Raw genomic sequence first — 14,602 nt, forward strand, 5'->3', positions numbered from 1 at the left:
GGTGCGCGGTCTTCGCGCCGCGCACCCCGCCCTCCGAAAGGCCCTACACGTCCGTTCTGATCACCACGGCCAGGGTGCGCGGACCGTGCACACCCTCCACCCGCTCCAGCTCGATGTCGGACGTGGCCGAGGGTCCGCTGATCAGCGTCGTCGGCCGCTGCGGCACCAGCCGCGCCACCGCCTCCGGCACACCGGCCTCGACCGTCGACAGATCGACGACGCAGACATGCAGGTCGGGGACGAGGGACAGCGCCCGCCGCCCCTGGTCGGGCGAGCCGTCCAGGAAGATCGTGCCCGTCTCGGCGCAGCTGACGGCCGAGGCGGTGAGGACCCCGTCCAGGGCGTCGAGCCGGGGCGCCGGGATGTCGCCGGAGTCCTGCTGGACCTCGCCGTCGTAGCCGTCGAGCCACTGCGGGTCGAGTCCGGCCGGCACACCGATCCGCCGCGCCCCGCGCTCCCGCAGCACCTCGGCGACGACCTGGGCCGTGCGGTCGGCGGTGCAGGTGTGCACCGTCGCCTTGTAGTCGACGAGCCGGTCGGTGAAGAGGGCCAGGCGTTCGTCGTCGGGGAGGGTGCGGCCGGTGCGGTAGGCGCGGGGAACGGTGGTGTCCGGGACGGGGGCGAGAGCGAGGGCGTCCTTGATCCGGCCCAGCACCGTTTCGCGAGCGGTCGTCACTTCTCCTCCTCCTTGTGCTGCTTCCGGTTCTTCTCGTACTCGCCCGCGGCGGCCCGCAACGTCGCGGCGCCCTCGGCCGATGCGAGCCAGGAGCGGAAGGTCTGCTTCGGCGGCGCCGCGGTGTCCCGGCTCTCGCTCCAGCCGTCGAACGGCGGTGGCAGATGCGAGATCTTGCCGTCCCGCCCACCGATGACGCGGCCGATGCCCGCGCCCTTCTGCGCGGCGGTGAAGAGCTTCGGGTGCTTCATGACGGTGGCCGCGGCCTTCATGGCCAGCTTCTCCGCCGTCATACCGGACTGTTCGGTGTTCTGGTGGCGCAGTTCGACCAGGAGCGACGGAATGTCGATCTTGACCGGGCAGGCGTCGAAGCAGGCGCCGCAGAGGCTGGAGGCGTACGGCAGCGAGCTGTTGGGGTCGTCCTTGGCCGCGTGCATCCCGGCGAGCTGCGGAGTGAGGACCGCACCGATCGGTCCGGGGTACGTCGATCCGTACGCGTGGCCGCCGGCCCGTTCGTACACCGGACAGACGTTGAGGCAGGCCGAGCAGCGGATGCAGTTGAGGGCCTCGCGTCCGATCCGGTCGGCGAGCGCCGCGGTGCGTCCGTTGTCGAGCAGGACCAGGTGGAAGTCCTGCGGTCCGTCGCCCGGGGTGACCCCGGTCCACATCGAGGTGTACGGGTTCATCCGCTCGCCGGTGGAGGAGCGCGGCAGCAGCTGAAGGAAGACTTCGAGGTCCTGATGGCGCGGCAGCACCTTCTCGATGCCCATGACGGTGATCAGGGTGTCGGGCATCGTCAGACACATGCGGCCGTTGCCCTCGGACTCCACGACGGCGAGGGTCCCGGTCTCGGCGATGCCGAAGTTGGCGCCGGAAACCGCCACCTTGGTCGTCATGAACTTCTCGCGCAGATAGGCGCGGGCGGTGGCGGCGAGATGCGCGGGTACGTTGTCCAGGGCCGGGTCGACGCCCGGGATCTCCTTGAGGAAGATCTGCCGGATCTCGTCGCGGTTGCGGTGGATCGCGGGCACCAGGATGTGCGACGGCTTGTCGTGCGCGAGCTGGACGATCAGTTCGGCGAGGTCCGTCTCGTACGGGGTGATGCCGACCGATTCGAGGTGTTCGTTGAGGCCGATCTCCTGCGTGGCCATCGACTTGACCTTGATGACGTCGCTGCTGCCCGTCGCCTTGACCAGCCGGGTGACGATCTCGTTGGCCTCGACACCGTCGCGCGCCCAGTGGACGGTGCCGCCGCGTTCGGTGACCTTCCGCTCCAGCTGTTCCAGGAGTTCGGGGAGCCGGTTCATGGTGTCGGTCTTGATGGCCGAACCGGCATCGCGCAGTGCTTCCCAGTCGGGCAGCTCACCGGTGACGTCGAGGCGTTTGGCGCGGATGGTGCGGGTGGCCCGGCCGAGGTTGCGGCGCAGTTGTTCGTTGCGCAGCTCGTCGTGTGCGGCCTTGGGGAACTTCCGGTCGCCCCGCAGATTGCCCGTTCCGTACGGGGAACGGGGCGGGGTCGCGGGCATGCCGAGGAAGGTGCTGCTCATCGGACGGCCTCCGTGGGGACGTACGGCGAGGTGCGGGTGGCGGAGAGGATCTGTGCGAGGTGCAGGGTGCGGGTGCCCGACCTGATCCGGGAGAGTCCGCCGCCGATGTGCATCAGGCAGGACGAGTCGCCCGCGGTGCAGACATCGGCCCCGGTGGTGGCGATGTTGCGCATCTTGTCCTGGAGCATCGCGGTCGACGTCTCGGCGTTCTTGACGGCGAAGGTGCCGCCGAACCCGCAGCAGGAGTCGGCTTCGGGGAGCTCGACGAGGTCGATGGAGTCGACCGCACGGAGCAGCTTCAAGGGCTTGTCGCCGACGCGGAGCATGCGCAGGGAGTGACAGGTGGGGTGGTACGTCACCCGGTGCGGGAAGTACGCGCCGACGTCCTCGGCGTCCAGGACGTCCACGAGGAACTCCGACAGCTCGTATGTCTTGGCCTTGACGGTGGCGACGCCCGCGCGCAGGGCCGCGTCCCCGTACCGCTCGGCGACGATCTCGTGCTGATGGCGGACCGAGCCCGCGCACGATCCGGACGGCATGACGACGGCGTCGATCGAGGTGTCGCCGAACTGGTCGGCGAAGTTCCGCACCAGGGGCACGGGTTCACGCTGATAGCCGGTGTTGACATGCATCTGACCGCAGCAGGTCTGCCCCGGCGGGAACACCACGTCGTGGCCCAGGCGGGCGAGCAGGACCGCGGTCGATTTCACCGCCTCGGGGAAGAGCGTGTCTCCCAGACAGGTGGCGAAGAGTCCGATGCGCATGGGGTCTCTCCGATCTTCTGCATTTTATGGTCCGACCATACTAGCCTCGGTCCGGAACATGAAGGCTGTGGCGCCACGAGCCGGCGTCATTTTGCATGCACCTGACAACACCTGAACCCACGTGCACCGGGCTCCGGCCCACCCGGCCGGAGCCCGCGTCCATGTGTCAGGAATCCCGTCGCGCCCGGTCGGAGTTCTCGTCGACCAGCGTGCCGTGGAGACTGCGGATGTGCCGCTCGACCAGGTCGGCGGCCTTCGCACCCTTGCCCGCGCGCACCAGCCTCAGCAGTTCGGTGTGCTCCGCGTTGAGCGCGGCGGCCGTGGCCGGCCAGTCCTCGGCCTCCTCCAGCGCCCGCAGGATCAGCGGTCGCACCGACTCGCGGACGGCGGAGGTGAGCGTGGAGGTCAGTTCGTTGCCGGAGCTGCGGGCGATGTGCACATGGAACCGGGTGTCCAGATCGTTGAACTCCGGCACCGCGACATCCGGCTCCCCCATACGTACGACCAGCGTCTCCGCCTCGTCGAGGTCTTCCGGGGAGGCATGCCGCGCGGCCGCCTCGAAACTGGACCTCTCCAGCACGACACGCGCCTCCAGGACATCCTCCAGGCTGTAGCTGCCCAGCGCGAAGTGCAGTCGCAGCAGCCGCCCGAGCGCGTCGTCGGGGTTGCGTACGATCCGTGCCCCGGCATCCGGCCCCCGGCCCGGCTGTGCGACCAGCACACCGATGGTCTCCAGCACCCTCAGCGCCTCGCGCAGCGCGGACCGGCTGACCCCGAGCACCGGCGCGAGCTCACGCTCGGGCGGCAGCCGGTCGCCCGCCCGGAGTTCGCCGGCGAACACCCGCTCCTCGATGCTCTGGAGCACGAGCTCATGCGTACGGGACTGCCGTACGGGTTGCCATTCGACAGGCATCCGTCACCCCCTGCCTCGGCCGGAATCGTCCGGTTGCCGTCGCTTCTGCTGCCCGGTCTTCAACTATGTCACACACCACATATGGTCGGACCAAAGATCCGGCGCCGCCCGCGCCCCCGCGCCCGCTTCCCCGCCCCTTCCCGGCTCAGTAGGTGACGACGATGCGGCGGCCCACTCCGTCCACCTCGATCTGTCCGCCGAACGGTATGACCAGCTGCGGGTCGGTGTGACCGAGGTCTACGTCGAGGACGGCCATGGTCTCGGGGGCGTACTCGCTCAACGCCCGCAGAACCGCCTGCCGCTGCTCCTCGCGGAACCGCTCCCCCGCCTCGGCGTCGAGCGGCTGCTCGAACGACCAGTTCTTGGCCCGGCCCATGAGGAGGGCGGGGAACTGTGCGAGCAGACCCCGCTCCCCCATGTTCCGCAGAATCCGGTGGACCTCCTCCGCCGAAGGCATCTCCTCACACGTTTCGAGGAACAGCACCCGTCCCGCGTAGCTCTCCACCGGCCGGATCTCGCGATCGGCCATCAGCATCCAGGACAGGATCTCCAGACTTCCGCCCCAGCTCTCGCCCTTCACGGTCCGGCCGTCGGCGTTGTGCCATATCCAGCCGTTGCAGGGCCGCATCTCGGGTTCGGAGTTGAAGGTACGCGGCTCCTCCCACCGGCCGTTCGCCCCGTTGGTCTCCTTGGACGGGGTGAGTTCGAAGGCACCGCGGGTGAAGAGCGCGGCCCGCAGGGAGTCGGCGGTCAGCGGGTGCATCGCGCCGGGACGCCCCATCTCGACCATCACCGTGCCGCCGTGGTAGCCGACGATGCCCAGGTTTTCGAGGAACACCAGCAGGTTGGTGTTGTCGCTGTACCCGAAGAAGGGCTTGGGGTTGGCGCGCAACAGGTCGCGCTCCAGGTGCGGCAGCACGGTGATCTGGTCGTCGCCGCCGATGCTGGAGATCACGGCCTTGATGTCCGGGTCGGCGAACGCCGCGTGGATGTCGGCGGCCCGTTCCTGCGGGGTGGAGCCCATCTTCCGCGTCGTCGGGTATTCCACGGGTTCGAGCCCGAATTCGTCGCGGAGCCTGCGCAGTCCCAGTTCATGGGGCAGGGGCAGGATGCCGGGGAGGCCGGAGGAGGGGGACAGCACGGCGACACGGTCACCGGGCCGGGGCTTGGCGGGGTACTGGTGGGTCGACATCCGATGAGCGTAGGCGGCTCGCGAGGCGGCGTAGTCGAAATTTTCGGTCCGGCCGACGGCGGCGGGGCAGGGCCCCGCCACCGGTCCACCGGTCACTCGTCGAAGGATCCGTGGCGGCCCGCACCGCCCCCGAACCGTTCGGCCCCGGCCTGCGTCTCCCCCGCGGTCAGCGGCACCAGACCGTGCCGGTACTCCGCGGCCAGCGCCTCCGGCTCGCTCAGACCGTGCTGCTCGCGCACCGACAGCCGGTCGTGGCGCAGGCACAACTGCGGGAACACGGCGATCTCCCGGGCCAGCCGCTCCGCCGCGCCGCGTGCCTCGCCGGGTGGCACGATCCGGTTGGCGAGCCCCATGGCGTACGCCTCGGCGGCCGGGACGGGCCGCCCGGTGAGGATCATGTCCATGGCCCGGCTCTCACCGATCAGCCGCGGCAGCCGTACCGTTCCGCCGTCCACCAGCGGCACACCCCAGCGGCGGCAGAACACCCCGAACACCGCGTCCTCCTCGGCCACCCGGAGATCGCACCAGAGGGCCAGCTCCAGGCCTCCGGCCACCGCATGACCGGAGACCGCCGCGATGACCGGCTTACTCAGCCGCATACGGGTCGGCCCCATCGGCCCGTCGCCGTCGGCCAGGACCTTGTTGCCCCGCTCCGTACCGATGCCCTTCAGGTCTGCGCCCGCGCAGAACGTTCCGCCGTCGCCCCACAGCACGGCGACAGACGCGTCCGGATCCTCGTCGAACTCCCGGAAGGCGTCGGCCAGTCGGCTCGCGGTCGGCCCGTCCACGGCGTTGCGGACCTCGGGCCGGCTCAGGATCACCGTGAACACGGCGCCGTCGCGCTCGATCCGCACGGCTGGTTGTTCGCTCATCGTTCGACCTCCCACAGTGGCTGACGCGGGGACGGCGGAGGACCCCGCCGGCACAGCTGATTCATGCGATTCTCACGCAACCGTTCTACGGTGGGGCGCGTGACCCAGATGAGCCCTCCCGGCTGGCACCCAGACCCCGGGTATACAGGAATCGGCCCCATCCACGAGCGCTGGTGGGACGGCACCCGGTGGACCGACCAGCTCCGCGTGCCGCCCGCCGTGGTCCGGCGCCGCCGGACGCGCATCGGACTGGGCATCACCGCCGGTGTGGTGGTCCTCGCCGCCATCGGGGGCGGCGTCTTCCTGCTGTCGGACAAGTCCGGCGACACGGACGAACACGCGGCCCCGACTCCGTCCACCGCACCGTCGGAGGCTCCCGGCCGCGGGCCGGGCGCGCCGGGCGGAGGCGGCGGCGGTGAGAGCAGGGGCCCCGAGCGGCAGATGCCGCAGACCGAGGACGGCTACGCCACGGACCTGACCAGCGGGATCAGTCTGCCGGTGCCCGACGGCTGGAAGGGCAGCTCCGGGATCGCCGGCGCGGGAGTGACCACGGGTGATTACCCCTGTCCCGGCGACACGTCCGAGCAGTGCGTGCGCGGCGGGGTGTTCTCCATGCCCGCGAAGGGCCTGAAGCTCGACACCACGACGGCGAAGGCCACGGCGGTGAAGGACATCTCCGCCAATGCCACGGAGTCGTACGGCGAGAAGATCTACGGCGGCATCACCTCGCATCAGGAACTCAAGTCCGAACCGGTCACCGTGGCAGGCGAGCAGGGCTACGTGGTGCGCTGGAAGGTGGTGACGAAGAGCGGTGACGACGGGTACGTCCAGTCGCTGGCCTTCCCGTCGCCCCGTTCCAAGGACATGCTGATCGTGGTCCGGTCCGGCTTCGACATCAATGCCAAGGCCCCCGCGCTCTCCGTCATGGACGACATCACCAAGGGGATCAAGGCCGCCTCGGGAGCGGGCTCCGGTCCCGGCACCAACGCGTAGGGCCCGTCACCGGACGGGCGTGGTGGCCAGCCCTCGTGCATCCGGGCGTGAGTACGAGGGCGGGTCGAGCTGAGTACGTCGTCCGATCCGGCGGCGGGCAGCCGCTGGTCGAATGACAGTCATGCTTCCTGACGCACCGCTCCGCCCCCGCATCCAGCAGGTCACCGCAGCCGGCACGACCCTGGCACTTTCCCTGGCCCCGCTGGTGATCGGCGTGCTGCTCGCCAAGACCATGGCGACGGATCCGATGACTCCGGTGAACGCGCTGGCCACGCGGGGCGGGCAGGCCGTACCCGTCTCGCCCGCGCAGTGGCGTGGGTGCGGCAGGCAGGCACTGCGGCACTGGAAGGGCCCGCTGCGGTCGGGCGGGCGCCCCGGCGCCCTTGCCCGGCGGTGTCCCGGGGTCCGGCGCGCGCGTCGCCCGGAACGGCTGCCGGTCGAGCGTTGAAAAACCGCCGGGCCCGGTGTCAGGCCCGTCGGCAGTGCAGGAACAACTGGGGCTCGGCCACCGCCGCTTCGTACTCCGGCGTGAAGAGGGTGCTCTGCTCCCACAGCACCGAGAAGCCGGCTTCGGCGACCAGCTCGGTGAACTCCTCCGGACCGAAGCTCGTGGCCCGCACCTCGTGCCCCATGAAGACGACGTCGAAGTCCTCGACGTCCAGCGGCACCGTGGCCACGACCAGATGGCCACCGGGAACCAGCAGCCGCCCGAGTTTCCGCAGGAGCCGGGACTGGTCCTCGCGGGACATCTGAAGCAATGAGAAGTACGCGCAGACCGCGTCGAAACTTCCCTCTTCCAGGGGGAGTTCGTGGATGTCGGCGCACTCGAAGGCCGCGCCGGGAACCTGCCGGGCCGCCAGTTCGACCATGACGGGCGAGACATCGACCCCCAGCACCTCATGGCCGGCCTCGGTCAGGGTCCGTGCGGTCGGCCGCCCCGTTCCACTGCCGACGTCCAGGACCCGGCTGTGCGGCGCGAGATCGCCCAACAACCGGTGCAACGAAGCGCGGTGGGCGGCGGATCCGCCGAATGCCCGCTCGTAATCGGTGCCCAGTGCGTCGAACACCGTGGCGGCGGCGAGGCCGTGATCCTCGTCCATCGATGCGGTTCCTTCCCTTGCCCCCTGCGGTCCACCGGATCGTTTCATCATTCGCCGCCGCCTTCAACGTCCGTTTCTGGCAAGGCACATGTGGACAGACGCCGGTACACGCATCGACGGAACGGGAGCGCAGCACGCCCGCTCTCCCCGGCAGCGGCGGCCTCGAAATCCGGTTCCCTGCCCGTACCGGGGTTCACTACACTCGCCACGAATCGCACGCCGCGACAACACTGCGGCGCGCACCGTGACGAGCGAGGGGAGACCGGCCGTGCGCTACCGCACCGCTGTCGTCGTTCCCCCGTCGCGGTACGAGGTGATCCTGGTGTCTTCGTGCGCCCGGTACGGGCTGCGCGGCCCGTACCGGTCCCCCGGTACGAACAACTGACCCAGCACTGCCCGGTGTTGATATCAACGGGCGGCAGCACACCGGTGTGACGCACCGCTTCAGGGGTCTTCGCCCGGCCTGATCACAGGCCGGTTCGTCCGGGAATCGCGCGCCATCCCATTCCGGATCATTCCGAAAGGCCATGGGCCGTGCGTACCGAACTCCACCGTCAACCCACCAGTCCGTTGACCGCCGTCCGCAATCTGGGCATCCTCGCCCACGTCGACGCGGGCAAGACCACCGTCACCGAGCGGATCCTCTACCTCACCGGCGCCGTCCACAAACGGGGCGAGGTCCACGACGGGACGACCGTCACCGACTTCGACTCCCAGGAACGCGACCGCGGGATCACCATCTTCGCCGCCGCGGTGAGTTGTGACTGGGACGGTCACCGGATCAACCTGATCGACACCCCGGGCCACGTCGACTTCTCCGACGAGGTGGAACGTTCGCTGCGGGTGCTCGACGGCGCGATCGCGGTGTTCGACGCCGTCGCGGGCGTCGAGCCGCAGAGCGAGTCGGTGTGGCGGCAGGCCGACCGGCACGGGGTGCCGCGGATCGCGTTCGTCAACAAGCTCGACCGTGCCGGCGCCGACCTCGACGCCGCGGTCGACTCGATCAGGGACCGGCTGCACACGGTCCCGCTGGTGGTCCAGCTGCCGATCGGGAACGAGGACGGTTTCACCGGAGTGGTGGATCTGCTGCGCATGCGGGCGTTGGTCTGGGCCGACGGCCGCGACACCTACGAGGAGGGGCAGGTGCCTGACGGGCTGCGCGAAGAGGCACGGCGCCGCAGGCGGCTGGTCGAAGAGACGGTGGCGGAGCTCCATCCGGCCGCGCTGGAGGAGTTCTGCGCGGACTCGTCGGTCTCCGAGCGGACTCTGACGGCCGCGCTGCGCGACCTGACCCGTACCGGTGAGGCCGTCGTGGTGCTGTGCGGCTCGGCCTACCGCAACCGCGGGATCGAGCCGCTGCTGGAGGCCGTCGTGGCCTATCTGCCCTCGCCGCTGGACGTGCCGCCGGTACGCGGCACCCTGGACGGCGCGGTGCAGGAGCGGGCCGCCGATCCGGCGGCGTCGTTCGCCGCGCTGGTGTTCAAGGTGAACTCGACGGCCACGGGACGGCTGACCTTTCTGCGGGTGTACTCGGGAACGATCAGGAAGGGGGACACGGTGCTGGACGCGGGGAGGCGGCGCCACGAGCGCATCGGGCGGATCCTGCGGGTGCAGGCCGGCCGGCACTCGGACGTGGAGACGGCGGTGGCCGGGGACATCGTCGCGGTGATCGGGCTGAAGGCGGCCCGCACCGGGGCCACGCTGTGCGCTCCCACGGCGCCCCTGGTCCTCGAACCGCCGACCTCGGCCGACCCGGTCGTCTCCGTGGCGGTGGAGGCCCGCCGGAGCACCGACACCGAACGGCTGGTGACGGCGCTGGCGCGGCTCGTCGAGGAGGACCCCTCGCTGACGGTCCGTACCGACCCCGAGACCGGGCAGACGGTGCTTTCGGGAATGGGGGAACTGCATCTGGAGGTCGCCGTGGAGAAGATCCGGCGTGCTCACGAGCTGGAGATCGGCGTCGGCAGGCCGCAGGTGGCGTACCGGGAGACGGTCACCCGCGGGGTGTCCGGGCTGGTGTACCGGCATGTGAAGCAGGACGGGGGCGCCGGCCAGTTCGCCCATGTCGTCCTCGACGCGGAGCCGTTGGAGGCCGGCGGTGACCACGACAGTGGCAGCGGCGGCGATGCCGGTTTCGTGTTCCGGTCGACCGTCGTCGGTGGACGGGTGCCGCAGGAGTACGTCCGGGCGGTGGAGGCCGGCTGCCGGGACGCACTGGCCGAGGGCCCTCTCGGCGGACACCCGGTGACCGGGCTGCGGGTCACGCTGACCGACGGAGCCACCCACTCCAAGGACTCCTCGGAGATGGCGTTCCGCACGGCCGGCCGGTTCGCGCTCCGTGAGGCCTTGCGCGCGAGCGCGATGGTGCTGCTGGAGCCGGTGGCGGAGGTCACCGTCACCGTGCCCGACGACGCCGTGGGCGGGGTCCTCGGCGATCTGGCCGCACGGCGCGGCCGGGTCTCGGGCTCCACCACCCGGGCGGGCACGGCGGTGATCACGGCGACCGTGCCGCTGGCGGAGCTGTTCGGTTACGCGACCCGGCTGCGCAGCCGGACCCAGGGGCGGGGAACGTTCACCACCCGCCCCACCGGCTACGCCCCGGCGCCGAATCCGGTGTCCCCGGGGACACCGGCCCGGTAACGACCGTGTCGGCCCCTCCCGTTCGCGGGCGGGGCCGGCGCGGCCGGGCCCCGTCGCCGCGGCCTCCCGCTCCCGCGCGTCGGGCTACGGATGCGCCGGGATCACGCAGTTGTCCTCCCGCGCGGGAGCGTGCCCGGTCGGCCAGGCCACCCCCTCGAACGTCAACCGTTTCGAGCCGGGTTCGAGATGGACCACGGACAGGGCCTTGTTGTAGGGGTTGCCCGCGTTGGTGAGGCATATCCAGCCGCTGGCTCCGCGCACGCGAAGATCGGCGTTCAGCTTCCCGAGGTCCTTGCGGATCCGGTCGGCCGTCGGCACTTCCTGCCCACTGGTGTGGACCGCTCGCGCCAACGCCCTGGACGCGGTCAGGACGACGTCGTACGTGACGATGGTGCGCCCGTCGTCGAGGTACACGTCACCGATGGCTCCGTCCTGTTCCGTGATGCCCTGCCGCAGTGTGTCCATCGCGTCCTGGGCCTCCCTGAGATAGAGCGGCGGCTGCTGTCCTCTCCGCTTCGGGTCCTGCTGCCACCTCCGCAGCTCGATGCTCCAGGCGTCGGGGTGCGCCGGGGCGGCGTAACGGATGGTGACGGACGGCTTGCCGGATCCCGGGTCGCCCCGGAGCAGGGCGCGGTGCCGGTCGTCGAGGCGCTGGTCGAGTGTCGTGGCGTCGGAGCCGGTGATCACCGTGTACGACTTCTTCTCCCGGCAGTAGGTGGTGGCCAGTTTATTGACGAAGAGCTTCAGGTGGAGGGCTCGGCCGGCGAAGTAGATGACGTGGGCGTTGGAACGGCAGATGTTTCCCGCGAAGTCCTCGAACTCGTTCGGGGTGACGCCGGCCTCCTCGACGCCCGGGGACTCGAAGCGCATGTCCTGGACCCCGCCCTGCCCCTTGCCCGCTCTGGCCTCGGCGAAGGCGTCCCGCAGGGAGCGGTTGTAGTCGTCGCCCGGCCGGTCGTCGGCGACCAGGGCCGTTTCCGCCCCGGCCAGGTCCGGATCGAAGGCGAGGAGTGCGCGGGCCTGTTCCTTGGTGGTGGACACCGCCCGCGCGAGGCCGGGGAAGGGAACCGTTTCCTTGCCTTCGGGGTTGGAGAAGTCATCGGCCGTCACCACACTGGCGACGGCCGGGAGCTTCAGCGTATTGGTCACATACGTGAGAGCTTCCTTGGTCTTCGTCAGGCTGAGGTTGAATCCGGCGACGGCCCGCAAGTCGGTTTCCTGGTGCTGGAGTTGATCGACCGTCTCCTTCCATTTCCCGTAGCCCTTGCCCGGGTTCGCGAGGACGAGGCGGATGGGCGGCTTCGCGGAGTCCACCCCGTTGGCCCCGGCCTGGGCCAGGTAGGCGCCCTGGACCTCACTGAGGATCTGACGCTGCACCGCAGGGTTGTCCGACTCCATCGGGATGAGCAGAGCGACGGTCGCGTGCTTGGCACCGGCGACCGCCCTGTTCTGTTCCGCGATACGTGCGAAGACTTCGGGCATGCCATCGACGGAGGGCATGAACACGCCCGTGCCGTCGGAGACGCCCAGACACTCCGCGCCGTGCACCTCAAGGCCCTTGCCGCAACTCTCCGGTTCGCGGAAGAAGCCGTAGTAGGTGCCGAGTCCGGCCGTGGCGAGCGCCAGCGCCGTGACCACGGCCGTCACCGGCCCCAGGATGCGGCGGCCCGGCCGGAGTCCGGGCCGCGGGTCGGGCGCGTCGTCCAGGCTGACCTGGACCAGACGGCTGGGCAGCGGCGTGGAAAGGCCGCGGCTCCGCTCCTCCGCAACGCGCACCCGCTCGGCGAAGCGCCCGCCGATCGCCTCCGCGAGACCGTCCGCCGGCACGGGCGGCTTTGCGCCCGCGGCGGGGGTGGCCCCGCCGGGCTGCGAGGTGGTGATGACCACGGGGTACACGCGCAGGGCGCGGGACTCTCCGTCGTACGCCTCGATGAGCCGGTCCCGGATGATCCGCCGCGCGGGCACGGTGTCCACGTCGGGCAGCAGGAGGACGGGGCGGCGCGCCCTGTTCAGGCGGCGGACGACACCGTAGTGCGCGTCGATGTCGGCGAGCAGCGCCTCGACGAGCAGAAGCTGTTTCGCCGCCGCGGGCTCGCTCCGCAGCCGTTCCAGCTCCTCGCAGACCGCCTCGAAGGTGCGCTGCCGGGGAAAGCGCCGGGTGCCGTACCAGCGGACCGTCCGGTGGTGGGGAAACCTGAACGCGTTGATCACCTTCAGGACGAGCCCGACCAGCCCGCCGCCCATGCGCTCATTGACGTACGGGTCGTCCAGGAGGGGATTCAGCCGGGGGCGCAGCTCGGGCAGGGTCTGTCGGCGCTCCTCGGTGATCGCCTCCCTGATCTGCCGCTTCAGGTCACCGATCCGTCGCGGGTGGGACTGTGTGGGGACGGGCTGCCATTCGTAGAGCGCCGTGCGGGCGGCCGCGAAGCGCGGGAAGACTATGGGCAGGCCATGAGCGACTCGCCCGCCGTAGCCGCACCCCTCGGTCATCGCCTGTAACTGCTCGACGACCAGGCCTTCCTCGTCCTGCCCTGCCTGGACATCGCTCGGATTGTTGACCGGCACGATGCCGCGGTAGCTCCTGAGCAGAGCACCGAGCCACTGCCTGACGGGGGCGGGGACACCCTCGACCTGGACGATGAGCGCACCCGATCTGCGCTCGAAACGCACCCTCTTGCGGGTGAAGCGTTCCCTGAAGGTCAAATGCGCCAGAACACCGTCCAGCCCCATCCGTACTCCCCGTCGTCGGAGGGCGAATCGGCGATCACTATAGTGTCAAGTGAGCTGGGAATGACGGAAGTTGGGCATACGGCAGCTTCTGATGAAGCAGTGCGGCAGGAGCGCGCCAACGAGGCCGATCATTCGGGGGCGACAGAGGACGGAGCCGACATCAGGCCGCACCCGTGCCACCAATCTTGCCTGAGGGCGCCCCAACATCCGAGTACCGGCCAGAAATTGACGATACGTCGTTAATCACCCCGCCAACAGCCCGCCTGCAGAATCCTTCGCCCTGAAGCTGATCTCTTAAGAACTTCCGGGAGGGGCGATCTAGTCGAATTCCTCAGGCTCGGGAATATATTCTTCCGGATAGGCAGAGATTTCAGCGATGGATTCTTCGAGCAGGTCTTCAAAGCTCGGAGCGACATAGCTCATCTCGTCCGGATCATGTGTGTATGCAATGATTTGACCAGGAGCACCCTCCTGCGTAGGGCAATAATCCTGTATCAGAATCCCTACACCTCCGCCGAGCGCGGCGAACGGCAGCCAACCGTCATTGAACCAGCCTGCCCGGATCCGAGGATCCCGTGGCTGTGGATCGAGATAGCCGGCATAGCGTGGGGCGTTGCGCTTCATGGAGTGTCGCCGCTCAGCCGCTGCCTCAATAGAGAGAAAGTCGTAACCGCTCAGATATCCCGGTCTGGCGAACACTGGCATCCAAGCTGGCCCCCCATCTGCCTCCAACCATGCCGCTCGCAATCCCGGATCCAGAGAGAATCCAAGATCGTTCTCAATATCTCGAAGTTCGGCTATAGACGCCGACGAAGAAAGCTCGAGCCATCCTTCGGACGCCAAGTAGATTTCTGCCAGAGCTTCCCGGTAAGCGTTGAATTCCATCGAGGGAACTCCCATCATCCACTCAGTCCGCGCGCTTCAGGGAATCTTTGCACACCGCTCGACGGGCCGTTGCTGACGGTGCATGGCTGAAGATGGCGTCTGCGGGTCCCTACCGCGCCACCCTCGATCTCTGGCCTGCACCTCCCACGGGCTCTACCTCTCCGTCAACCCCCGGAGGACTTGCGACGTTGACCACTAAGCTTGCGATTTTAGCTTCTGTCGTCACTCTGTGTGTTTACTGGTGGTCCGTTCGCTCTTGCGGTAGGGCGGTCGCTTGGATTTCGGGCGGTTCT

Annotated in this window: 12 protein-coding genes; 3 read left to right on the forward strand and 9 right to left on the reverse strand. The window is 69.5% G+C overall.

From position 1 onward, the window contains the following. Positions 1 to 43: 43 nt before the first annotated feature. The 6 genes from ACFVX4_RS23735 to ACFVX4_RS23760 all read right to left on the reverse strand — a co-directional run bounded on the left by ACFVX4_RS23735 (position 44) and on the right by ACFVX4_RS23760 (position 5,961). Entirely contained in the window at positions 44 to 676 is a 633-nt protein-coding gene (locus ACFVX4_RS23735) for a lactate utilization protein C (RefSeq protein WP_389980574.1), read from the reverse strand. Then, positions 673 to 2,220 carry a lactate utilization protein B gene (locus ACFVX4_RS23740; RefSeq protein WP_389980576.1) on the reverse strand — a complete coding sequence of 516 codons (1,548 nt, stop codon included), beginning with the start codon at positions 2,218 to 2,220 and terminating at the stop codon, positions 673 to 675. Before ACFVX4_RS23740 ends, ACFVX4_RS23735 begins: the two co-directional genes overlap by 4 nt. After that, positions 2,217 to 2,984, reverse strand: a complete 768-nt coding sequence (locus ACFVX4_RS23745) for a (Fe-S)-binding protein (RefSeq protein WP_389980578.1) — start codon at positions 2,982 to 2,984, stop codon at positions 2,217 to 2,219. The genes ACFVX4_RS23740 and ACFVX4_RS23745 overlap by 4 nt, the downstream gene beginning before the upstream one ends. Before the next feature lie 166 nt (positions 2,985 to 3,150). Beyond that, positions 3,151 to 3,897: a FadR/GntR family transcriptional regulator gene (locus tag ACFVX4_RS23750; protein ID WP_389980580.1), complete on the reverse strand. Its 747-nt coding sequence runs from the start codon at positions 3,895 to 3,897 to the stop codon at positions 3,151 to 3,153. Between the two features lie 145 nt (positions 3,898 to 4,042). Next, positions 4,043 to 5,089, reverse strand: a complete 1,047-nt coding sequence (locus tag ACFVX4_RS23755; protein WP_389980582.1) for a S66 peptidase family protein — start codon at positions 5,087 to 5,089, stop codon at positions 4,043 to 4,045. Between the two features lie 92 nt (positions 5,090 to 5,181). Further along, positions 5,182 to 5,961: a crotonase/enoyl-CoA hydratase family protein gene (locus ACFVX4_RS23760; protein WP_389980584.1), complete on the reverse strand. Its 780-nt coding sequence runs from the start codon at positions 5,959 to 5,961 to the stop codon at positions 5,182 to 5,184. A 108-nt stretch (positions 5,962 to 6,069) separates the two neighbouring features. Between ACFVX4_RS23760 and ACFVX4_RS23765 the strand changes: the two genes are divergently transcribed. Together ACFVX4_RS23765 and ACFVX4_RS23770 are read left to right on the forward strand one after the other, a co-directional pair. Then, positions 6,070 to 6,954, forward strand: coding sequence for a DUF2510 domain-containing protein (locus ACFVX4_RS23765; RefSeq protein ID WP_389980604.1), 885 nt, complete (start codon positions 6,070 to 6,072; stop codon positions 6,952 to 6,954). A 121-nt stretch (positions 6,955 to 7,075) separates the two neighbouring features. Beyond that, positions 7,076 to 7,402, forward strand: coding sequence for a hypothetical protein (locus ACFVX4_RS23770; protein WP_389980586.1), 327 nt, complete (start codon positions 7,076 to 7,078; stop codon positions 7,400 to 7,402). Positions 7,403 to 7,421: 19 nt separating this feature from the next. Here the strand turns inward: ACFVX4_RS23770 and ACFVX4_RS23775 are convergent, their stop codons facing one another. Then, positions 7,422 to 8,054, reverse strand: a complete 633-nt coding sequence (locus tag ACFVX4_RS23775; RefSeq protein ID WP_389980588.1) for a class I SAM-dependent methyltransferase — start codon at positions 8,052 to 8,054, stop codon at positions 7,422 to 7,424. Between the two features lie 534 nt (positions 8,055 to 8,588). Here ACFVX4_RS23775 and fusA point away from each other — a divergent pair. Further along, on the forward strand, positions 8,589 to 10,694 hold the full coding sequence (fusA, locus tag ACFVX4_RS23780) for an elongation factor G (protein ID WP_389980590.1): 2,106 nt from the start codon (positions 8,589 to 8,591) through the stop codon (positions 10,692 to 10,694). Positions 10,695 to 10,778: 84 nt separating this feature from the next. Here fusA and ACFVX4_RS23785 read toward each other — a convergent pair whose 3' ends face one another. Beyond that, a complete protein-coding gene (locus ACFVX4_RS23785; protein WP_389980592.1) occupies positions 10,779 to 13,424 on the reverse strand; it encodes a hypothetical protein in 2,646 nt (881 codons plus the stop codon). Between the two features lie 318 nt (positions 13,425 to 13,742). After that, a complete protein-coding gene (locus ACFVX4_RS23790) occupies positions 13,743 to 14,309 on the reverse strand; it encodes an SMI1/KNR4 family protein (RefSeq protein WP_389980594.1) in 567 nt (188 codons plus the stop codon). Positions 14,310 to 14,602: the final 293 nt, after the last annotated feature.

Origin of the sequence: Streptomyces sp. NPDC058240 (assembly GCF_042882135.1) — a bacterium.
Taxonomy (GTDB): Bacteria; Actinomycetota; Actinomycetes; order Streptomycetales; family Streptomycetaceae; genus Streptomyces.